Annotated in this window: 17 protein-coding genes; 16 read left to right on the top strand and 1 reads right to left on the bottom strand. The window is 67.2% G+C overall.

The window, feature by feature from the left end; genetic code table 11:
• The first annotated feature begins 7 nt into the window (after positions 1 to 7).
• The 5 genes from MAA8898_RS08260 (at position 8) to MAA8898_RS08280 (ending at position 6,287) form a co-directional block, all read left to right on the top strand.
• On the top strand, positions 8 to 442 hold the full coding sequence (locus MAA8898_RS08260; RefSeq protein WP_245853299.1) for a YbjQ family protein: 435 nt from the start codon (positions 8 to 10) through the stop codon (positions 440 to 442).
• A gap of 755 nt (positions 443 to 1,197) precedes the next feature.
• Complete coding sequence (gene parE / locus MAA8898_RS08265; protein WP_094020527.1) at positions 1,198 to 3,156, top strand: DNA topoisomerase IV subunit B; 1,959 nt, start codon at positions 1,198 to 1,200, stop codon at positions 3,154 to 3,156.
• A 121-nt stretch (positions 3,157 to 3,277) separates the two neighbouring features.
• Positions 3,278 to 4,114, top strand: coding sequence for a hypothetical protein (locus MAA8898_RS08270; protein WP_094020528.1), 837 nt, complete (start codon positions 3,278 to 3,280; stop codon positions 4,112 to 4,114).
• Positions 4,115 to 4,391: 277 nt separating this feature from the next.
• Positions 4,392 to 4,556, top strand: a complete 165-nt coding sequence (locus MAA8898_RS26200; protein WP_094020529.1) for a hypothetical protein — start codon at positions 4,392 to 4,394, stop codon at positions 4,554 to 4,556.
• A gap of 153 nt (positions 4,557 to 4,709) precedes the next feature.
• Complete coding sequence (locus MAA8898_RS08280) at positions 4,710 to 6,287, top strand: alpha/beta hydrolase (RefSeq protein WP_176445102.1); 1,578 nt, start codon at positions 4,710 to 4,712, stop codon at positions 6,285 to 6,287.
• A 6-nt stretch (positions 6,288 to 6,293) separates the two neighbouring features.
• On the opposite strand, the gene MAA8898_RS08285 is transcribed toward MAA8898_RS08280, so the two are convergent.
• Positions 6,294 to 7,031 (bottom strand): helix-turn-helix transcriptional regulator, encoded by a 738-nt coding sequence (locus MAA8898_RS08285; protein ID WP_245853300.1) that lies wholly within the window; start codon positions 7,029 to 7,031, stop codon positions 6,294 to 6,296.
• 140 nt (positions 7,032 to 7,171) lie between these two features.
• On the opposite strand from MAA8898_RS08285, the gene MAA8898_RS08290 reads away from it, so the two are divergent.
• The 11 genes from MAA8898_RS08290 to MAA8898_RS08340 all read left to right on the top strand — a co-directional run bounded on the left by MAA8898_RS08290 (position 7,172) and on the right by MAA8898_RS08340 (position 20,216).
• A complete protein-coding gene (locus MAA8898_RS08290; protein WP_094020532.1) occupies positions 7,172 to 8,245 on the top strand; it encodes an ABC transporter ATP-binding protein in 1,074 nt (357 codons plus the stop codon).
• Entirely contained in the window at positions 8,245 to 9,162 is a 918-nt protein-coding gene (locus MAA8898_RS08295; RefSeq protein ID WP_094020533.1) for an ABC transporter permease, read from the top strand. Before MAA8898_RS08290 ends, MAA8898_RS08295 begins: the two co-directional genes overlap by 1 nt.
• Positions 9,162 to 9,971, top strand: a complete 810-nt coding sequence (locus tag MAA8898_RS08300) for an ABC transporter permease (RefSeq protein WP_094020534.1) — start codon at positions 9,162 to 9,164, stop codon at positions 9,969 to 9,971. Before MAA8898_RS08295 ends, MAA8898_RS08300 begins: the two co-directional genes overlap by 1 nt.
• A 20-nt stretch (positions 9,972 to 9,991) precedes the next feature.
• The gene (locus tag MAA8898_RS08305; protein ID WP_094020535.1) at positions 9,992 to 11,017 is read left to right on the top strand and encodes an extracellular solute-binding protein; all 1,026 of its coding nucleotides are present in this window, start codon (positions 9,992 to 9,994) and stop codon (positions 11,015 to 11,017) included.
• A complete protein-coding gene (locus MAA8898_RS08310) occupies positions 11,017 to 11,778 on the top strand; it encodes a carbon-nitrogen hydrolase family protein (RefSeq protein WP_094020536.1) in 762 nt (253 codons plus the stop codon). Before MAA8898_RS08305 ends, MAA8898_RS08310 begins: the two co-directional genes overlap by 1 nt.
• Before the next feature lie 71 nt (positions 11,779 to 11,849).
• Positions 11,850 to 14,147 (top strand): molybdopterin guanine dinucleotide-containing S/N-oxide reductase, encoded by a 2,298-nt coding sequence (locus MAA8898_RS08315; RefSeq protein ID WP_094020537.1) that lies wholly within the window; start codon positions 11,850 to 11,852, stop codon positions 14,145 to 14,147.
• Positions 14,148 to 14,607: 460 nt separating this feature from the next.
• Positions 14,608 to 15,528: an OmpA family protein gene (locus MAA8898_RS26560; RefSeq protein WP_217900494.1), complete on the top strand. Its 921-nt coding sequence runs from the start codon at positions 14,608 to 14,610 to the stop codon at positions 15,526 to 15,528.
• 66 nt (positions 15,529 to 15,594) lie between these two features.
• The gene (locus tag MAA8898_RS08325) at positions 15,595 to 16,581 is read left to right on the top strand and encodes a hypothetical protein (protein ID WP_094020539.1); all 987 of its coding nucleotides are present in this window, start codon (positions 15,595 to 15,597) and stop codon (positions 16,579 to 16,581) included.
• A 76-nt stretch (positions 16,582 to 16,657) separates the two neighbouring features.
• Positions 16,658 to 17,599 carry a trypsin-like serine peptidase gene (locus MAA8898_RS08330; RefSeq protein ID WP_094020540.1) on the top strand — a complete coding sequence of 314 codons (942 nt, stop codon included), beginning with the start codon at positions 16,658 to 16,660 and terminating at the stop codon, positions 17,597 to 17,599.
• A gap of 33 nt (positions 17,600 to 17,632) precedes the next feature.
• Complete coding sequence (locus tag MAA8898_RS08335) at positions 17,633 to 18,322, top strand: OmpA family protein (protein ID WP_094020541.1); 690 nt, start codon at positions 17,633 to 17,635, stop codon at positions 18,320 to 18,322.
• 52 nt (positions 18,323 to 18,374) lie between these two features.
• Positions 18,375 to 20,216: a caspase family protein gene (locus tag MAA8898_RS08340; protein ID WP_094020542.1), complete on the top strand. Its 1,842-nt coding sequence runs from the start codon at positions 18,375 to 18,377 to the stop codon at positions 20,214 to 20,216.

Below are 20,216 nucleotides of genomic sequence, written 5' to 3' on the forward strand. Positions count from 1 at the left end.
CGTTTGCATGGGCTGCGTCGAAGACGCGAGGCTTAAAGCCCGTGCAGAGAAAGTTTCGGCTGTCGCAGAGATAGACAACGACCTGAGAAGGAGAGCGGATGCTCTGCTTCTCACGACAGAGCCAACTCTAGATCAAGTGGAAAGCCGGCTAGGAATAGTTTCGGGATGCAGCGCATTAGGAATGCACATCTTTCGAGACCTGACCGCTGAAATCCGTGATGTAATCGGCGGGCGCTCAGGCGCATACGAGAAGGCGATGCGCGAAGCACGCGATTTTGCTCTATCTGATATGAGAATACAGGCGGCAGAATTGAACGCTGACGCGGTAGTTTCCGTAGATATCTCCGTCTCAGAGGTTACTGGTGGAGGTGGATTGTTTGGCGGAAAGGGAATGCTTTTGGTCTTCGCGTCGGGAACGGCGGTGAAACTCACCGGCCAGTAATACGCGGATTCTTTGATCGTATAGAGGGCTTTTAACTCAGAGCCTTGACACCCCCCGCCCGGAACAAGGGCCGCAGGCCCGCCGGGCGAGCGCCTGACCGGCCCCACCGGGCAGGCGCTTTGGCCGCCACCTGCGCGCACCTCGAAACACCTTCGGATGTGGCCCGATAAACCGCACCCGTTCGACCCACGCAGCGCCTCCCCGCCGGTCAGTCGCCCGCCCGGCTTCTCACCCCGCTCCACGGCCCCTCTCGGCTCCAAACATCCCCATCAAGATCACCCGTCCCGGGCCTGACCCGGGACCTCGACCCGCCCCGCGCGCCCGGGACTCCGCGCCACGGCCCCTCTTGGCTCCACCCGTCCCCATCAAGACCACCCGTCCCGGGCCTGACCCGGGACCTCGACCCGCCCCGCGCGCCCCAGGGGCCAGCGTCCCCCTAGGCGCCCGGACGGACACGACCCGGACCCAAGAACCGCCCGGCTTAACCTTTTCTGCCGCAACGTCAGGCCAAACCGCCCGCCCCCGCGCCCGGATTTTGTACAAAACGACATTTTTCGCGTACAGGACGTACAGAACGTACAAAACCCGCCCCCGGACCCGCGCGCCACAGCGCCCCGAACACCGCTACATCTGGTGTCCGCGCAGCGTTGCCCCCACAACGCACGCCCCCTTCACCCCGGCGCACGCCCCGTTTACCGCGCCTTCCCGCTCTGCCATACTGCGAGCCAACCAACCAGAACAAACCGAGCACACACATGGCCGACGATCTCCTCAAAGTGACCGAGACCACCTCCTATGACGCCTCCTCCATCGAGGTGCTCGAAGGGCTGGAGCCCGTGCGCAAACGCCCCGGCATGTACATCGGCGGCACAGACGAACGCGCCCTGCACCACCTTGTCGCCGAGGTTCTGGACAACTCCATGGACGAGGCGGTGGCAGGCCACGCCAACCGCATCGAGATCACGCTGATATCGGATTACTCCATTGAAATCAAGGACAACGGCCGCGGCATCCCGATCGACCCGCACCCCAAGTTCCCCGGCAAATCGGCGCTCGAGGTGATCCTCTGCACGCTGCACGCGGGCGGCAAGTTCTCCGGCGACGCCTACGAGACCTCCGGCGGGTTGCACGGCGTCGGCGCGTCGGTGGTCAACGCGCTGTCGGATTCCATGGTGGTGCAGGTGGCGCGCGACCGCACGCTCTACGAGCAGCGCTTTTCCCGCGGCATCCCGCTCGGCCCGGTGCAGAAGATCGGCCAGGCCCCGAACCGCCGCGGCACCACCGTCACCTTTCACGCCGATGAAGAAATCTTTGGACATCATAGGTTTAAGCCGCACCGCCTGTTCAAGATGGTGCGCTCAAAGGCCTATCTTTTCTCCGGTGTCGAGATCCGCTGGAAGACCGAGATCGAGGACGGCGACACACCGATGGAGGCCAGCTTCCACTTCCCCGGCGGGTTGTCCGACTACCTCAGCGAAACGCTTGGCGGGGCCTCCACCTACGCCGACAAACCCTTTGCCGGAACCGTCGATTTCAAGGAGAAATTCAACACGCCGGGCAAGGTCGAATGGGCGATCAACTGGACCCCGTCGCGCGACGGCTTCCTCCAGTCCTACTGCAACACCGTCCCCACCCCCGAGGGCGGCACCCACGAGGCCGGCTTCTGGGCCGCGATCCTCAAGGGCATCCGCGCCTACGGCGAGCTGGTAAGCAACCGGAAAGCCACGCAAATCACCCGTGAGGACCTGATGACGGGCGGCTGCGCGCTGGTCTCCTGCTTCATCCGCGAGCCGGAGTTCGTCGGCCAGACCAAGGACCGATTGGCCACCACCGAGGCGCAGCGCCTGGTGGAAAACGCGGTGCGCGACCACTTCGACAACTGGCTGGCGTCAGACACCAAATCCGCGGGCGCGATCCTCGATTTCCTGGTGCTGCGCTCCGAGGAACGCCTGCGCCGGCGGCAGGAAAAGGAAACCGCCCGCAAGACGGCGACCAAGAAACTGCGCCTGCCCGGCAAGCTGACCGACTGCTCGGCGAAGTCGCGCGAGAACACCGAGATCTTCATCGTCGAGGGCGATTCGGCCGGCGGCTCGGCCAAGGGCGCGCGCTTCCGCGAATTCCAGGCCCTCCTCCCCCTGCGCGGCAAGATCCTCAACGTGCTCGGCGCCGCCTCCTCCAAGCTGGGACAGAACACCGAGATCCGCGACCTTTGCGAGGCGCTCGGCGTGGGCCTCGGGACCAAGTTCAACGTCGACGACCTGCGCTATGACAAGGTCATCATCATGACCGACGCGGACGTCGACGGCGCGCACATCGCCTCGCTGCTGATGACCTTCTTCTTCACCCAGATGCGGCCGCTGATCGACCACGGGCACCTCTACCTCGCCTGCCCGCCGCTCTACCGGCTGACCCAGGGGGCGAAACGCCTCTACGTGGCCGACGACGCCGCCAAGGAGGCCGCGCTGAAAAAGGGCCTGGGCGGCAAGGGCAAGATCGACGTGCAGCGGTTCAAGGGACTGGGCGAAATGGACGCCAAGGACCTCAAGGAAACCACGATGGACCCGGCGACACGGACGCTGATCCGCGTGACCATCGACGAGGACGAACCGGGCGAGACCGGCGACCTGGTAGAGCGTCTGATGGGCAAGAAACCGGAACTGCGGTTCCAGTATATTCAGGAAAACGCGAGGTTTGTGGAGGAACTGGATGTTTAGGATTTTCGCACGCTCCGCACTTTTGTGCCTTGGCGCTCTCTCCTGCGCTGCCGTCGGCTACGCGGAGACATGGGAACAGAAGATCTCAGCCGCGCGGGAGAATGCCAGCCGGCTGGAACTAATGGCCGACGAACGGGGCGCGCCCATGCTGGGCACCCTCGACCTGCAGGCAGATGTGGCCGAATTCAAATGCCTGATCCTCGGTGAGATGCTGAACGCGGGCGATGTTGCCTCGCACATGGAACTCTTCGGCCCCAACCCTGCGGAAGAGCCGGACCTGAACGATCCCTATTCCATACGCCTGCACGCCATGGCCGATGCGAAATGGGCCTACCAGGCCAGCCTGATCGTGGACCTTTCCGAGGATCAGCGGCTGGAGATGTGGAACCTGACCTGCGACGGCAAGCTGGGCATTCCCGCCGGCCTTGTGACCGCTGACTGGACCACTCGCGCCACATTCCGGGTGGACGCCGGGGCCCTCTACGTGCTGGGCGATATCGAGGAGGGGTTCTTTGACGAGTTCCAGTCCTTCCTTCAGGAACATGAGATAAACCGCGTCTTTTTCGGCAGCCGGGGCGGCTCTGTCGGCGAGGCGGTCAAGACTGGAAAGCTGATCCGGCAGCTTGGGCTGGAAACCGATCTCTACGCCACCTGCGCCTCGGCCTGCCCGCTGGCCTACCTGGGCGGCACGCCGCGCCTCATCAACAACTGGCGCTTCAAGCTGGGCTTTCACCAGATGGCCTATGACGGCGCCGCGCTGGCGCTGGATCATGAACTCTACGGGCTGGTGCGGGACTATGTCACCGAGATGGGCGCCAACGGCGATTTCGTCGTGACCGCCATGCAAAGCGCTCCGATCGACCAGATGCATTACCCCGAGTTCCAGGAGATGTGCGACGCGGACATCACCTGGGTCCGCGGCAACTGCTCGCAACCCCATCCCTCGGTCCGTCGCTGAACCCGGCCCGCGTTCGGCTTGCCCGCCCGAGCGCACCGGGGTTCCGCGCATCGCGTGAGGGGCGAAGGTCGGCAAGACGCACCGCACCCCACGACGATATTTCGCGTCACCCGCCGCACGCCCCTTGCAAGCCGCCGACGGCTGCACACATCTTGTCCTGCATCCCCGACGATGCCTCACCGGTGACATCGCCCTGACCGCGTGTCAGGCAACCCTGCCCCCTCTGAGCGTCCATATCCCCGGCATCCCGCCGGCAAGTGTCGAAAGAGGAATTCCCATGTCCAAGGACAAGAACCGCGGCAACAAGGAAGCCAAGAAGCCGAAGAAGGAAAAGCCCAAGGTCCTCGCCACCGCCAACAATGGCACCGGCAAGGAAACCGTGATCGCGGGCAAGGTGGTGGGCGGCAAGCCCTCCGGCAAGCCCGGCGGCAAGGCGGCCTGACCCCGGCAGAAGCGCGCCGGCCCCCGGCGCGCTTCGCCCCCCGCGTGGCTGACGGTCAAGTCCGGCGCACCGGCCTTTCTCAGCCGCCCGGCAAGGGCTATCCTCCGGCCAGGTGTCCGCCTTCCGCAGCGCCTGCCCCACGCGAGGATGGCCATGCCTGATTTCCTGCCCCTCAGATCCCTCGTCGCCGCCTGCGCGCTGGCCACGGCAGCCGCGGCCCAGGCAGAGGTTCCAGACCCGGTCCCCGGCCAGGACCCCGGCCCGCTGCCGCGCTTCGAGGCGCTGACAGAGGGCTGTTTCTACGGCCCGGTCCCCGATACCAACGACCTCTGCGGCTATGTCGTCGTGCCCGCCGCGCGCAACGCCGATGGCACCCCGAACGGCACGGCCACGGTGCATGTCGCCGTGCTGGTCCTGCGCCCCGACACCCCCTCTGACCAAGACCCGCTGTTCCTGACCCACGGCGGCCCGGGCGGGTCGATCATGCCGGTGGGCCTGGGCGCGCAATACCGCGACGATCCCTGGCTGACCCGGCTGGGCGCGACTCGTGACATCGTGCTGATCGACCAGCGCGGTTCGGGCGCCAGTCGCCCGCTGCTGGACTGCGATGCCTACGGACGCGCGCGGATCGCCGGCGCGCGCGCAGGGCTGGACGCCGCCACGCAGGCCGACCTTGTGGCAGTGGCGCTGGCCGGCTGTGCCGACGCGTTGAAAGCCGCCGGCCACGATGCCGCCGATTTCAACAGCGCCGAGATCGCTGCCGACATGGACGCCGTCCGGCAGGCGCTGGGTTATGACCGGATGCATTTCTACGGCCAGTCCTCGGGCACCTTCGTCGCGCAGAACCTGATGCGCGATTTTCCCGCCAGCCTGCGCAGCGTCATCCTCGACGGGCCCTACCCCGCCGCGCTGGACTTTGGCACCGGGCAGGCCGCGCTCAAGCAGGCCTCCTGGCAGAAGGTGATCGACGCCTGCGCCGCCGAACCAGCCTGCGACGCCGCCCACGCGGGCTTTGCCGACCGTCTGGAGGCCATCCACGCCGCGCTAAAGGACACCCCGGCGACCCTGACGCTGAATTTCGACGAGTTGCACCGCTACTGGGATTTCCTGCCCGCCGGCCCCGATGGCATTCCGCTGTCGACCCTGCCGCTCACGGCCGAGATGTTCAGCCTGGCCACCTTCAGCGCGCTCTATACCCCCGGTGGGCTGCGCTCGCTCCCCGGTCTGCCCGAGGCCTTTGCCGCCGATCCCAACACCGTCAAGGACGCCGCCCTGTTCCTGCTGACCTACTGGCCGGTGCAGCAGCTTGCGCATTTCACCGTGACCTGCGGTGACAAGGCGGGCTTTGACCTCGCGGATGTGGGGCTGGAACAGGCCAGCCCGCTGATCCGCGACTACGTCGACTTCGACACGCGGCAATACGCGGTGGCCTGCGCCCGGCTGGACCTGCCGCGCCTGCCCGACCGCTATCACCGGATGGTCGAAAGCGCGGTGCCCACGCTGATCCTGACCGGCGCCTTTGACGCCGCCACGCCCGAGGCCCTGCTGGACCTGATCCTGCCCGGCCTGCCCAATGCCACGGTCGCCCGCTTTGGCGACGGCGCGCATGTGCAGCTGACCCGGCCCGAGACCTGCGCCGACCAGCTTATCATCGACTTCGTGACAGAGCCCGAGGCCAAGCCGGACCTGACCTGCGCGCAGGCCCTGTCCTTCAGTTTCGCCGGCGAGTAAAGCCGCTCACGCCGACAGCAACGGCATGACCAGCGAAAACAGTTGCGCCTGCGAGGCGATCGCGCATTTGCGGTACAGCTGCTTGCGAAAGACCTTGACCGTCTGCGCGCTGACGCCCAGTTGCAGCCCGATCGACATGGAACTGTGGCCGCGCAGGATCAGCAGCGCGACCTCGGCCTGGCGGCGACTCAGACCGATGCCATGCTGGCGCTCCAGCGCCGCGATCAGCTGCTCGGCCAACGCGGACTCGGTGAAATCGCCGCTGGAGGACAGCCCGGCCCACTGCATCCTGCTCAATCCGCAGGCAATCGGCGCCAGTCTCTGGGCAGTGTCCAGGTCCCGTGCGGAAAAGATGCGGCCCGAACTCGCGTCCTTGCCCAGGCAGACCTGCACCGACACGCCCGTCGCCGGGTAGCTGACAAAGGCAATCTCGTCGATCAGGGTGGTGCGCCGGTAATAGGCCGCGAAATACTCGTTCCGGTGGAACTGGTCGGGGGCGATGTCGCGCAGGCGGTACAGCCCCTCGGGCACCCGGCGGACGTGCAGGTCATGAAAGGGATCCAGAAGGTAGGCGCCGGGAATGTAATCGCTTTCCAGCTTTTCATGCACGCGGGGTTCGCGCGTCCGGGTGAACAGCACCTCGGGGCGGCGCGACTGGAAGTAGGTCAGCATCGTGGCGTTGTCGATGTCGAGGCAACGGTCCAGCCAGGCGTAGAACACGGCGGCGAAATCTTCGCTTCCCAAGGCACCGATTGCCCTGCCAAGGTGGTGTTCGGCGGAATTGGGGAAGGCCCGCATGATACCCCCTTGGGGGTATATACCCCCCGATCCGGCCAACTTAGCGTGATACTCAGGTATCCGGGGGTATGGTACAAGGGGAAACGATGACCGCACAAGGCGTTGCCGTCGATATCGACCGCGTCGTGAAACGCTACGGCGCAGTGACCGCGCTGCATGGCGTGTCGATGGACGTGCGCGACGGCGAATTCTTTACCCTGCTGGGGCCGTCCGGCTGCGGCAAGACCACGCTGCTGCGCTGCATCGCCGGGTTCGAGGACGTGACGCAGGGCTCCATTCGCCTGCACGGTGCCGACATCGCGCCGCTGCCGCCGCACAAGCGGCCCGTCAACACGGTGTTCCAGCAATACGCCCTGTTCCCGCACATGACCGTGCTGGAAAACGTCAGCTTTGGCCTGTTGCGCCGACGGTCGACACCCCAGCAGGCCGAGGCCCGCGCGCGCGAGGTGCTGGACCTGGTCCGCCTGTCGGAGTTCGCCGAACGCCGCCCGGCCCAGCTGTCCGGCGGCCAGCAGCAGCGCGTGGCGCTGGCCCGCGCGCTGGCCCCGAACCCGCAGGTGCTGCTGCTGGACGAACCGCTGTCGGCGCTGGACCTCAAGCTGCGGCAGGCGGTGCGGGTGGAGCTCAAGCAGATCCAGCGCGAAACCGGCATCGCCTTTGTCTTTGTCACCCATGACCAGGAAGAGGCGCTGACCATGTCCGACCGCATCGCCGTGATGTCGTCCGGCCATGTTCAGCAGATCGGCACCCCGCGCGAGATCTACGAGGCCCCGCTCAACCGTTTTGTCGCCGACTTCATCGGCGAGACGAACCTGATCGATGTCGCGGTGACGCGCGTCACAGGCGGCATGGCCGAGGTGATCCTGCCCGGCGGTGCCACATTGACCTGCCCTGCCGCCGACCGCGCCGCCAGGGGGCACGGCCACCTGTCGATCCGCCCCGAACGCATCACCCCCACCGCACCCGGCGAAGGCAGCGTGCAGGCGACAGTCGAACATCATGTCTACCTCGGCACCGATATCCAGCTGCACACCCGCCTGACCGATGGCGAACCCATGGTGGTGCGCATCCAGAACGCCGACGCGGCCAGCATCCCCGCGCCCGGCGCCCAGGTCGGGCTGAGGGTGGAGGCGGGCGCGGCCCGCCTGCTGGCCGACTGATGGCGGGCGCCGCGCCGCAGGGCGCCTCCCGCTCCGAGATCTACCGCGGCAACGGCCCGCGCCTGATGCTGCCGGCCTGGGTTTTCATCGGCATCTTCATGGTGCTGCCGGTGCTGCTGATGGCCACCTATTCCTTTCTGACCAAGGAGTTTCGCGGCGGCGTCATCTGGGAATTCACGCTGGCCGCCTATGACCAGTTCTTTTTCGACCGGGGCCTCTTTGGCGATGAACCGCCCACCATCGAATGGACCTACATCGGCATCTTCTGGCGCTCGATCTGGCAGGCGGCGCTGGCCACCGTGCTGTGCCTGCTGATCGGCTTTCCCACCGCCTGGTTCATCGCCACGCGGCCCGCCCGCAGCCGCGCCGTCTGGCTGTTCCTGATCACCATCCCCTACTGGGTCAACCTGCTGATCCGCACCGTGTCGATGAAGTTCCTGATCCGCGACAACGGCCCGCTGAACGAATTCCTGCTCTGGACCGGCGTGATCGGAGAGCCGCTGTCGCTGGTGAACACCAACTTTGCCGTGCAGCTGGGCCTGTTCTATTCCTACCTGCCCTTCATGGTGCTGCCGATCTACGCCGCCGTCGAACGCTATGACTTCTCCCTGTCCGAGGCGGCGGCCGACCTCTATTCCGACAGCTGGACGACCCTGCGGCTGGTCATCCTGCCGGTGGTCAAGCCGGGGATCGTGGCGGGCTGCATCCTGGTCTTTGTCCCTTCGCTGGGTGCCTTCCTCGCACCCGACCTGCTGGGCGGGGCCAAGACCTTCATGATCGGCTCGCTGATCGAGGAACAGTTCAAGGGCGCGGCGGGCAACTGGCCGTTTGGTGCCGCGGCGGCGATGATCCTGTTGACCATCGTCATGGGCGTGCTGCTGATCCACGCCCGCGCCCAGACACGGGGGGACCGGTGATGGCAGGCAAGACCGACCTGCGCCGTTTCACCGGCTTTGCGCCGATCACCGCGCTCTGCCTTTTCGTGCTCTATGCGCCCTTGGTCATCGTCGCGGTCTACAGCTTCAACGAATCCACCTCGATCACCCGTTGGGGCGGCTTTTCGCTGAAATGGTACGTCGACGTCTTCACCGGCCCGGATGCGCCCAAGTTCCGCGCCGCCGCGACCAACTCATTCGTCATCGCGCTGGGTGCTGCCACCTGCGCCACCACCATCGCCACCGCCGCCGCCGTGGCGATGAATCGGGCCGGGCGGTTTCGCGGCAAGACGGCCAGCCTGGCGCTGATCAACCTGCCGCTGATGGTGCCCGAGATCGTGACCGCCGTCGCCTCGCTGATCTTCTTCATCACCATCGGGTTCAAGACCGGGCTCCTGACCATCTTCATCGCCCATGTCGTGTTCTGCATCCCCTTTGCCTACCTGCCGATCTCGGCGCGGATGCAGAGCATCCCCGACACCTATGAACAGGCCGCGATGGACCTCTACGCCACCCCGTGGGAGGCATTCCGCCTGGTGCTGCTGCCGCTGATGATCCCCGGCATATTGTCGGGGTTCCTCTTGGCCTTCATCATCTCGCTCGACGATTTCCTGATCACGAACTTCGTCAAGGGGGCGGGGATCGAAACCCTGCCCACGGCGATTTTCGGATCGGTCAAACAGGGCATCAAGCCCAACATCATGGCCATCTCGACGCTGCTGCTGGGCGTCTCGGTGGTCTTTGTCACGCTCTCCTGGTTCATCGGGCGGGCGGGGCAGACGAAACGGTAACCAACAAGGGAGCAACTGACATGAAGACGATCCTGACAACCACCGCCCTCGCCCTGGCACTGGCCAGCGCCGCGCAGGCCGAAGGCAAGCTGCTGGTCTACCACTGGTTCGAATACATGCCGCAGGAACTGCTGGACAAATTCGCCGCCGAGTACGACGTCGAGGTGGTCATGGACACCTACGACAGCAACGAGGCGCTGCTGGCCTCGCTGAAGGCGGGCAAGCTGGGCAGCTACGACGTGGCCGTGCCGGGCGACTACATGGTCAAGATCATGGCCGACGAAGGGATGCTGGACACCTTCGAGCCGTCCGAGATCCCCAACTTCGGCAACATTCAGGACCAATGGCTGGACGTGGCCTTTGACCCCGGCCGCAAATCCTCGATCCCCTACCAGTGGGGCTCGACCTCGATCTCGGTCAACACGCAGGTCTATTCCGGCCCGCTCGACAGCCTGTCGCTGGTGTTCGACCCGCCGGCCGAGCTGAAGGGCAAGATCAACGTGCTGGACACCGCGGGCGAGACGCTGACGCTGGCCTCGCTCTACGCCGGCATCCCGCAATGTTCCTCGGACCGCGAACAGCTGAAGGCGCTCAACGACCTGGTGCAGGCGGCCAAGCCGGACTGGGCCTCGTTCGGGTCGGACGTGGCCAAGGACGTGCTGGTGTCCGGTGACGCGGCGGTCGGCATGATCTGGTCCGGGTTTTCCGCCAAGGCCCGCGCCGAAGGGGCGCCGGTGCAATACGTCTTTCCCAAGGAGGGCATGATCGTCTGGATGGACAACGTCGTCCTGCTCAAGGACGCGCCCAACCGCGACAACGCGCTGAAGTTCATGAACTTCCTGCTGGAGCCGGAGAACGCGGCCGCCGTGACCAACTACGCCGCCTATTCCTCGGGCGTAAAGGGGGTCGCGCCCTTCCTGCTGCCGGAAATCGCCAATTCGCCCGAAAGCAACCCGCCCGAGGGGGTCAAGGGCGTCTTTGTCGAGGCCTGCCCGCAAGAGGTACAGGTCCTCTACGACGCGATCTGGACCAACCTGAAAAAGTGATGAAAGTCGCCCTTCACCAGGGGCCGCCCCTCGGCGGCGACATCGAGGCGGGTTTTGCCCGCCTCGAGACCCAGACCCGCGCGGCGGCGCTGTCCGGCGCGCGCATGATCGTCTTTCCCGAGCTTCTGCTGCCCGGCTACAACCAGCCCGACCTGCACGCCACCCTGTCGCAGCCTTTGGGCGGGGAGTGGTGCCAAAGAGTGGCGCGGATCGCCCGCGACACCGGCTGCGGCATCACCCTGGGCTGGGCCGAACGCGACGGCGACACGGTCTACAACGCCGCCACCGCCTTTGGCGCGGACGGCGCGGTGCTGGGCCATTACCGCAAGATCCAGCTGTTCGGCCCGATGGAACAGGCCAGCTTTGCCTTTGGCGACAGCTACTGCACCTTCGATCTTCACGGTATCCCCACCGCCCTGCTGATCTGCTACGACATCGAGTTTCCGCCCCACGTCCGCGCCCTGGCCGAGCGCGGCGTCAAGCTGATCCTCGTCCCCACCGCCAACCCCGAGGGGTTCGAGCATGTCTCGACCGTCTTTGTCCCCGCCCGCGCCGCCGAAATGGACCTGACCATCGTCTATGCCAATTTCAGCGGGCCGGAGGGCGACATCACCTTTGGCGGCCATTCGCTGATCGCCGGTCCCGATGCGCGCCCCTTGGTCAGTGCGACGCGCGGCGAGGCGCTGCTGGTGGCCGACATATCCCAGCCGATCGCGCCTGCCCTGCGCTCACAGCAGCGTGCCGATTTCCGCGGGGTCTGACGCCCCCTCTGGCGCGGACAGGCCAAAGCCTGATACATCTTTCGGCGCAGCCCCTTCCGAACGAGGCCCCCATGGGAGAGAGACACCGCGACCTGCTGACCAGCGCCCACTGGGGCACCTACTGGGTCGACGTGGAAAACGGCAAGGTCACCGCCCTGCGCGACTTTGCGCCGGACCCGGACCCCTCGCCCATCGGGCATGGCATCGTCAGCGTGCTGGAGGGGCCCACCCGCATCACCCGCCCCATGGTGCGGCGCGGCTGGCTGGAACACGGCCCCGGCGGCGACACCCATAAGCGCGGCGAGGATGAGTATGTCCCCGTCACCTGGGACCAGATGAACAAAATCGTCGCCGATGAGATCACCCGCATCCGCCAGACCTTTGGCAACGGCGCGCTCTATGCCGGATCTTATGGCTGGGCCAGCGCCGGGCGCTTTCACCACGCGCAGGGACAGCTGAAACGCTTCCTGAACCTCGCCGGCGGCTACGTGCGGTCGGTCGACACCTACAGTCATGCGGCGGCCGAGGTCGTCACACCCCACGTGATCGGCGGCTTCGACATGCTGGTCAAGGACACCACGACCTGGGGCTCGATCATCGAGCACGCAGAGCTGTTCGTCGCCTTCGGCGGCGTGCCGGTCAAGAACGGCCAGATCAGCCAGGGCGGCACCGGGCGGCACATCCAGCGCGGCGCGCTCCGCGAGGCCCACGCCGCCGGGGTCGGGTTCGTCAACGTCTCGCCGCTGCGTTCGGACCTGCTGGAGGAGTTGGACGCGCACTGGATCGCGCCGCGCCCCTCGACCGACACCGCGCTGATGCTGGCGCTCTGCCACACTCTGCTGGCCGAGGGGCTGCACGACCCCGCCTTCCTCAGCCGCTACTGCACCGGCTTTGACCGTTTCGCCGCCTACCTGACGGGCGACAGCGACGGCACGCCCAAATCCGCCGACTGGGCCGCGCCGATCTGCGACCTGCCCGCCGACACCATCCGAAACCTTGCCCGCCGCATGGCGCGCAGCCGCACGATGATCTCAGTCTCCTGGTCGCTGACCCGGCAGGACCACGGCGAGATGTGTTATTGGGCGGCGATCTCGCTGGCCGCGATGCTGGGGCAGATCGGACAACCCGGCACCGGCATCGGCTTTGGCTACTCGGCCGAGAACTTCATCGGCGCCTCGCTGCACTACCCGCGCTTTGCCTCCGTCCCGCAGGGCCGCAACCCGGTCGATGATTTCATCCCCGTCGCCCGCATCACCGAGATGCTGGAAAACCCCGGCGGCATCTACGACTACAACGGCCAGCGACGGACCTTCCCCGATATCCGCATGATCTGGTGGGCGGGCGGCAATCCGTTCCACCACCACCAGGATCTCAACCGCTTCCGCAAGGCATTGGCCAAGGCCGAGACCATCGTCGTCAACGACTGGTGCTGGACGGCGATGGCGCGGCATGCCGACATCGTGCTGCCCTGCACCACCACGCTGGAGCGCGCCGACATCGCGCTGAACCCGCGCGACCCGGTGCAGGTGGTCATGGACCCGGTCATTCCGCCCGTCGGCGAGGCGCGCAGCGACCATGACATTTTCCGCGGCATCGCCGGGGCGCTGGGGTTCGAGCAGCAGTTCACCGAAGGCCGCACCCCCGAGGAGTGGATGCGCCACCTCTACGACGTCTCGCGCCAGCAGGCCGCCGAAAAGGGCATCGAGATGCCGGGCTGGGACCAGTTCCAGCGCGACGGCTGGTTCACGATCCCCGGCCCCGCGCAGGAGCAGGTCCTGCTCAGCGGCTTTCGCGCGGATCCGCAGGCGCATCCGCTGACCACGCCCTCGGGCCGGATCGAGCTGTTTTCCGAGACCGTCGCCAGCTTTGCCTACGACGACTATCCCGGCCACGCCGCCTGGACCGAACCGCAGGAATGGCTGGGAGCGGCCCGGCCGGGCCAGCTGCACATGATTTCCAACCAGCCGCGGACCAAGCTGCACAGCCAGCTGGATCACGGCTCGGTCAGCCGGAATGACCGCATCGCCGGGCGCGAACCGGTGACGATGCACCCCGAGGACGCCGCCGAGCGCGGCCTGACCGAAGGCCAGATGCTGCGCGTCTTCAACGAGCGCGGCGCCTTCCTGGGCGGGCTGCGCCTGTCGACGGACGTGCGGCGCGGCGTGATCCAGGTCGCCACCGGCGCCTGGTTCGATCCCCAGGACGGCACCTGCCGGGTGGGCAATCCCAACGCGGTGACGCTGGACCGAGGCACCTCGCGGCTGGCGCAGGGACCTTCGGCGCACTCCTGCCTTGTCTCGGTCGAACCCGCGCCCGGCCCCTTGCCCGCACCAAGGGCGTACGACGGCCCCCGGATCGCCGGGGCCTAGCGGCAGGACCGAGTCGCACAAGCCTCCGCGACTCCGGCCCTCACACGGTCGGAGTCGCCGAATGTCCGCCGCTGTCGCACCGACCGGGCGCGCGAAAAAAAGATTTCTGACGCACCGCGAAAGATGCGCGCCGAAGCCGGGATCGCCATCGGTGCCGTGACCGGCCATGGCAGTTAAACCCTACCCCGCGACCCGCTCAAACCACGGTAATCAAACAGCTTATCGGCGATTCAGGTTGGATCGTCCCGGCTGGCGCATGTCCTGGACATGGCGATTTCAACCCCGGAACACATTCCAAAAAAATACGTATTCCATGCATGTTATATGTCTTGATCTGCCTCAAGGTGAAGCCCCGCCGCATGGAGGATGCTCAAGCCATCAACAACGCCCCAATGAGGTCAACGAGTAGCCGATTTCCTCAGTTCAGGCGTGAAGCATGCAATGCCGTGGGAGAGACGACATGCAGACAGTCCGAAGACACCTCGCCATCCTGTTCGCCCTGGTCCTGGGGGCGTTTTCCCCGGCCATGGCGCAGACCACCGCCGAAACGCTGACCTTCGACGCGGGCAGCCGTGCCGACGACGTGACCGCGATCATCAAGTCGCTGGCCCCGACCGCCGGAACAACCGCGCCGCCGCCGGTCATCACGCATCGCCTGCCGAACGTGTTCCTGCCGCCGGTGATCGTGGGAAGGCCGACAACCGTCATCATCGATCGCCGGCCGATCGTGCTGGACTATCGCTACAGCCTGGACCTGACGATCTACTTTGCGCATGACAGCGCCTTCCTGACGCCCCAGGCGCGGGACCACCTGTCGCTGATCGGCCAGGCACTGGCGGCGCCGGACCTGGCCAACTACCGCTACCTGATCGCCGGGCACACCGACGCGCGCGGGCCGGACGACTACAACGTCGACCTGTCCTACCGCCGTGCGTGGGCGGTGAAACGCTACCTCATGCGCTACCACATGATCCCGTCCTGGCGGCTGGAAGTGGTTGGCTGGGGCGAGCGGTATCCGCGCAACCCGCTGGACCCCTACGCTGCCGAGAATCGGCGCGTGGAGATCACCCTGATCGACGCCATCCAGCCCATCGTGCCGCAACCGCTGCCGATGCCGGCGCCGCAACCCACGCCACTGCCGCAGACCAGCGACGTGACCCCGCCGCCCATGCCGCAGCCGCAACCCATGCTGCCGCCGCAGGCCGGATCCTACTACGTCCCGGCGCTGCCGCCCTGCCCCGCGGGCGTGGTCGGCCAGGACGGCATGACGCTGGATCTCGACGACTTCACGCCGGAGCCGGGGGTCGACTGCGATCCCATGCTGCCGGCCAGCGGACGCGTCATCGTCCAGCCCGACGGCCGCATGATCGTCGTGAACTGACCCACCGGCCCCGGGCCGACAGCCGGTCCGGGGCCCGTTCCGAACCCATTCCCAAAGGAGACCTCCATGAAACCTCTCTTCAAGGGCCTGACGGCCGTCTTCACGACCCTCGCGCTGGTTCTGGCGCTGACGGTCGCCCCGGCTCCGGCACAGGCCGGAGACCAGCCCAACATCCTGCCCGTGCCCGAGGACTTCGACCTCGACACCGTGCCCGGCAACTCGCGCGTGTTCGAACGGGTGCTGCGCGCCATCATCACCGAGATGCAGACCCAGGGCTTTCGCGTCTATGACCAGACCGGCCTCATCATGGGCTTCACCGACCCGAACCGGGTCCGCCGCAGCGATGCCGAGCTGATCGCCCTGGCGCAGCGGGTGCCCAACGTGCCGATCGACGTGATCCTGCCGATCCAGATCTACGCCTCGGCCGATCAAAATCCCTACATCCCCGACGTGGTCGACCTGCGCATCCGCGTCACCGGCCGGATGCTGCACGCGCAGACCATGCAGAACCTGGGCAACTTCGAGGTCGCCTTCGGCCCCGGTGCCAACGAGCTGCCGGTCGCCTCGCTGCCGCGCAACTGCGGGCGCGACTGCGTGCTGGAGCATGTCGGCAAGGAAGCGCAGACCATCGCCTCGGCGGTCGGCTCGGCGCTGGCGATGAAGCTGGACGTGCTGTCCCCGGCCAGCCCGCAGCCCGCACCGCAGCAGCCCGTCGTCGGCATGACCCCGGTCCAGCCGCAGCCCATGGTGCCGATGGCGCCCTCCGGCTGCACCGGCCTGACCACCGCCTACACGCTGGCCTTCGCCGGGTTCCAGCCGCAGGAAATGACCCTGATCGAAGGCTACCTCGCCGGCTTCAAGGGCTATGACCACCACCGCCCCGTGCGCGTGACCATGACCACGGCCGACTACTGGTACGAAACCTGCTCGGACGTGGCCCGGCTGAACCGCAACCTGCGCCTGATGACCGAGGCGATGGGCGTGCAGGCGCAGATCTCGATGGCGGGCAACCGCTTCGAGATCCGCAAGGTCGGGCTCATGGGCAACCGCTGAGCCCGGCCCAAGGACGCGCGCCCCGTCCCGGCGCGCGTCCTCCTCCGAACCGCTTCCAACCAGGACGGATTCCCCGATGCCCCGCTTGCCCCTCATCCGCCTTGCCACCGCGCTGACCCTGGCGCTGTCCGGCACGGCCCTGGCACAGGTCGCCACATTCGACCCTGCGGAATACGGGCATGTCGATCTTGTCCTGCGCGAAAGCACCGGCAACGCCAGCGCCTACATCGCCGCCCAGGACGGCGCGTTCGAGCCGATCCGCGAACTGCCGCAGGACGACCCGATCCGCCGCATCGCCGGCGCCATCGGCCGGCTGGACCTGCTGCAAAGAAACCCCGACGGCAGCCGCGGCCTTGTCACCTGCACCGGCGCGATCCTGCCCGGCGGCTGGGTGCTGACCAACCACCACTGCATTCCGCAGGACGGCGACAGCCAGCTGCTTGCCGCGTCGATCCTGACCGGCTACCTGACCCAGGGCGACACCGGCACGCACCGCTACACCCTCTCCTTGGCACCGCAGGACTGGCACAAGGTGCTGGACTTCAGCCTGGTGCGCATGACCGACCTGCCCGCCGACATCCTGCCCCTGATGATCGAGGATGTGGAGGTCGACCCCGGCGACTCGCTGATGGTCATCCATCACCCGCTGGGCAAACCGCAGGTCATGACCCGCTTTCGCTGCTTTGCCACGCGTGACCAGGACGGCAGCCCGATCCTGCGCCACCGCTGCGACACCCAGCCGGGCAGTTCCGGGTCGATCCTGTTCGACCGCGCGCTGCATCCCGTCGCGCTGCACCATTCCGGCGGCATGACGCCCAACGACGACACCAGCTTCAACAAGAGCACGCGGATCTCCGCGATCCTCCAGGCCTCCGACCTGCTGCGCGAGATCACCGGCCAGGCGCGCACCGTCCCGGCGGCCGGCCCGATGCCGGTCGAACGCAGCGCCCCCGAGGCCACGACCCCGCGCCCCGGCCTTTCGGTCGGCGGCGTCAACGATCTTCTGCGCGGCAATTGACCCCGCGACCGTCCCTTGAAAAGGAGCCGTCCCATGACCCGATCCCTCCGCAGCCCCTTCCGCAAGCTGGGTCTTGCGCTTGGCCTTGCGCTGCTCGCGCTGCCGGCGTTCGCTGACCAGGCCGCTGACGTCGACGCGCTGATCCGCCAGCTGGCCCCGGTGGAAACCCAGCAGGAAAGCGCGGCCCCCGCCCCCGAATCCGTCGAGGTGCATGGCAAGCGCATCTGGATCGTCCCTTATCACCGGGTCGATCTGGAGGTGTATTTCGCCTTCGACAGTTCCGAGCTGACCTGGCGTGCGCAGCAGGACCTGACGGCGCTGGGCCATGCGCTGTCCTCGCAGCAGCTGCGCCCGCACCGCTATCTGATCGCCGGGCACACCGATGCGACGGGCGATGCGGGGCACAACCAGTGGCTGTCGGAACGCCGCGCCGAGGCGGTGGTGCGCTTCCTGATCAACAATTTCCCGATCGAGCCGTACCGCCTGCTGGCGGTGGGCTGGGGCGAAAGCCGGCTCAAGACCCCCGCCACCCCCAACGCCGCGATCAACCGCCGGGTCGAGGTGGTGCTGATGCTGCCGGTGGAATCCAATGCGCCGGTCGCCCCCGAGGTCGGCCCGGCGACACCGCCCGCCGCCGCAGCCCCGCCCGCCGCCGCGCCCGAGGCGCCCCTGCCCGGCACCATCACCACCGACAAGGACGGCAAGGTGACGATCACCTGGTAACCGGGGCCAGGCGGCGACCCCGCCGCCCTCCCCCCACCGGAAAGGCTTCGCGATGAAACGCTCGCTGCTTCTGGCTTCACTGGCGCTGGCCGTCATGGTCGGCGCCCTGACCGGCCCCGGCCGGGCCGAGGACGCGCCGGTCGTGCTGTCGGGCCACAAGGGCGCGCTCGAGGATGCCGAGTTCAGCCCGGACGGCCTGCATGTTCTGACCGGCAGCGCCGACTGGACCGCCGAGCTGTGGGAGCTGTCGAGCGCGCGCAGCCTGCTGATCCTGGATGCGCACCTGCACCGGGTCAGCGGTGTCGCCTTCAGCCCGGACGGCACCCGCGCGGTCACCGTCGGCGCGGACGGCGCGCTGCGGCTCTGGGATCTCGCCACCGGCGACGAAGTGCTGACCGTCGAACGCGAAGGCCAGCGCTTTACCTCCGTCGCCTTCAGCCCGAACGGGCGGCAGGCCGTCACCGGCGGCAACGACGGCACCGCCCGCCTGTGGGACCTGCGCAGCGGCGCGCAACTGCGCGTGTTCGAAGGCCACACCGACGCCGTCACCGACATCGCCCTCAGCCCCGATGGCACCCGCCTGCTGACCGGCAGCACGGACCGCACGGCGCGGCTCTGGGACGTGGCCAGTGGTGCTGCGCTGAAAAGCTTCGCAGGGCACGAGGCGCTGATCCTCGCCGTTGCCTATGCGCCCGACGGCAAACAGGTGCTGACCGGCAGCTGGGACAAGACCGCCCGCCTCTGGGACGTGGACACCGGGCGCGAGCTGCGCCGCTTTCCCGGTCATGATGCCGCGATCCGCGCCGTCGCCTTCAGCCCGGACGGCGCGCTGGTGCTGACCGGCGAATGGAACAACACCGCCTGGCTGTGGAACACCGCGACGGGTGAGGAGATCCGGTCGTTCACCGGGCACACCGCCTCGATCGACGCGGTCGCCTTTGCGCCGGACGGCCGGCGGCTGCTGACCGGCAGCTGGGACGGCACGGCGATGATCTGGCCGGTGCCCGAAGCCTACTGGCCACAGGGCGCGCCACAGGACGCGCCACGGGTCGCCGTGGCCACGCCACCGCCCAGGCCCGCCCCGGCCAAACCCGCCGCGCCGCCACCGCGCCCGGTGTCCCGGCCCGACATGCTGGTGGTGGTGATCGGCAACCGCACCTATGCCGAGGCGCCGCCCGTGTCCTATGCCCGCAATGACGCCGAGGCCATCGCCCGCTATTTCGAGACCACGCTGGGCGTGCCGCCGGAAAACGTCATCGTCGAGCTGGACCTGACCTCGATCGGCATGAACCGCCTGTTCGGCACCGAGGACCTGCCCGAAGGCCGGCTGGCCCGCCGCGCGCGCTTTGTCGACGAAATCGTCGTCTACTATTCCGGTCACGGCGTCCCGGTGTTCCGCGCCGAGGGCCTGCCCATCGGCTACCTGCTGCCGGTCGACGTGCCCGCCGCGCAGCCCGGCTTTGGCGCCTACCCGCTGGACCTGCTGATCCGCCAGCTGGAGGACCTGCCGGTCAAACGCGTGATCCTGATGATGGACGCCTGTTTCTCGGGCCTGTCGACGCAGGGCAGCCTGGTGCCCAATGTCTCGGGCGCCTTCGGCGTCGCCATCGCACCGCCGCAGGAAAGGGCCAAGGTCTCGGTCCTGACCGCCACCGATTTCCGCACGCCGCAATTCGCCCACTGGCTGGACGACAAGGAACACGGCGCCTTCTCGTGGTTCGTGCTCGAAGGGTTGAAGGGCGCCGCCGACCACGATGGCGACGGGTTGATCCACCTCAGCGAGCTGCGCGACTATGTCGACAAGTCGCTGGCGATGCGCGATCTGGTGCAAAGCCCCAGCCTGATGCCCGGCAGCGAGGACTCCGTGCTGGCCGAATTCACGCGGGGCGAGTAG

Origin of the sequence: Antarctobacter aquimaris (genome assembly GCF_900184945.1) — a bacterium.
In the GTDB taxonomy this organism is placed as follows: Bacteria; Pseudomonadota; Alphaproteobacteria; order Rhodobacterales; family Rhodobacteraceae; genus Maliponia; species Maliponia aquimaris.

What these genes read in the sequence shown, in the direction of transcription:
- MAA8898_RS08260 (WP_245853299.1), top strand. Translation starts at nt 8, where the DNA reads ATGGGCTGCGTCGAAGACGCGAGGCTTAAAGCCCGTGCAGAGAAAGTT.
- parE (WP_094020527.1), top strand. Translation starts at nt 1,198, where the DNA reads ATGGCCGACGATCTCCTCAAAGTGACCGAGACCACCTCCTATGACGCC.
- MAA8898_RS08270 (WP_094020528.1), top strand. Translation starts at nt 3,278, where the DNA reads ATGGCCGACGAACGGGGCGCGCCCATGCTGGGCACCCTCGACCTGCAG.
- MAA8898_RS26200 (WP_094020529.1), top strand. Translation starts at nt 4,392, where the DNA reads ATGTCCAAGGACAAGAACCGCGGCAACAAGGAAGCCAAGAAGCCGAAG.
- MAA8898_RS08280 (WP_176445102.1), top strand. Translation starts at nt 4,710, where the DNA reads ATGCCTGATTTCCTGCCCCTCAGATCCCTCGTCGCCGCCTGCGCGCTG.
- MAA8898_RS08290 (WP_094020532.1), top strand. Translation starts at nt 7,172, where the DNA reads ATGACCGCACAAGGCGTTGCCGTCGATATCGACCGCGTCGTGAAACGC.
- MAA8898_RS08295 (WP_094020533.1), top strand. Translation starts at nt 8,245, where the DNA reads ATGGCGGGCGCCGCGCCGCAGGGCGCCTCCCGCTCCGAGATCTACCGC.
- MAA8898_RS08300 (WP_094020534.1), top strand. Translation starts at nt 9,162, where the DNA reads ATGGCAGGCAAGACCGACCTGCGCCGTTTCACCGGCTTTGCGCCGATC.
- MAA8898_RS08305 (WP_094020535.1), top strand. Translation starts at nt 9,992, where the DNA reads ATGAAGACGATCCTGACAACCACCGCCCTCGCCCTGGCACTGGCCAGC.
- MAA8898_RS08310 (WP_094020536.1), top strand. Translation starts at nt 11,017, where the DNA reads ATGAAAGTCGCCCTTCACCAGGGGCCGCCCCTCGGCGGCGACATCGAG.
- MAA8898_RS08315 (WP_094020537.1), top strand. Translation starts at nt 11,850, where the DNA reads ATGGGAGAGAGACACCGCGACCTGCTGACCAGCGCCCACTGGGGCACC.
- MAA8898_RS26560 (WP_217900494.1), top strand. Translation starts at nt 14,608, where the DNA reads ATGCAGACAGTCCGAAGACACCTCGCCATCCTGTTCGCCCTGGTCCTG.
- MAA8898_RS08325 (WP_094020539.1), top strand. Translation starts at nt 15,595, where the DNA reads ATGAAACCTCTCTTCAAGGGCCTGACGGCCGTCTTCACGACCCTCGCG.
- MAA8898_RS08330 (WP_094020540.1), top strand. Translation starts at nt 16,658, where the DNA reads ATGCCCCGCTTGCCCCTCATCCGCCTTGCCACCGCGCTGACCCTGGCG.
- MAA8898_RS08335 (WP_094020541.1), top strand. Translation starts at nt 17,633, where the DNA reads ATGACCCGATCCCTCCGCAGCCCCTTCCGCAAGCTGGGTCTTGCGCTT.
- MAA8898_RS08340 (WP_094020542.1), top strand. Translation starts at nt 18,375, where the DNA reads ATGAAACGCTCGCTGCTTCTGGCTTCACTGGCGCTGGCCGTCATGGTC.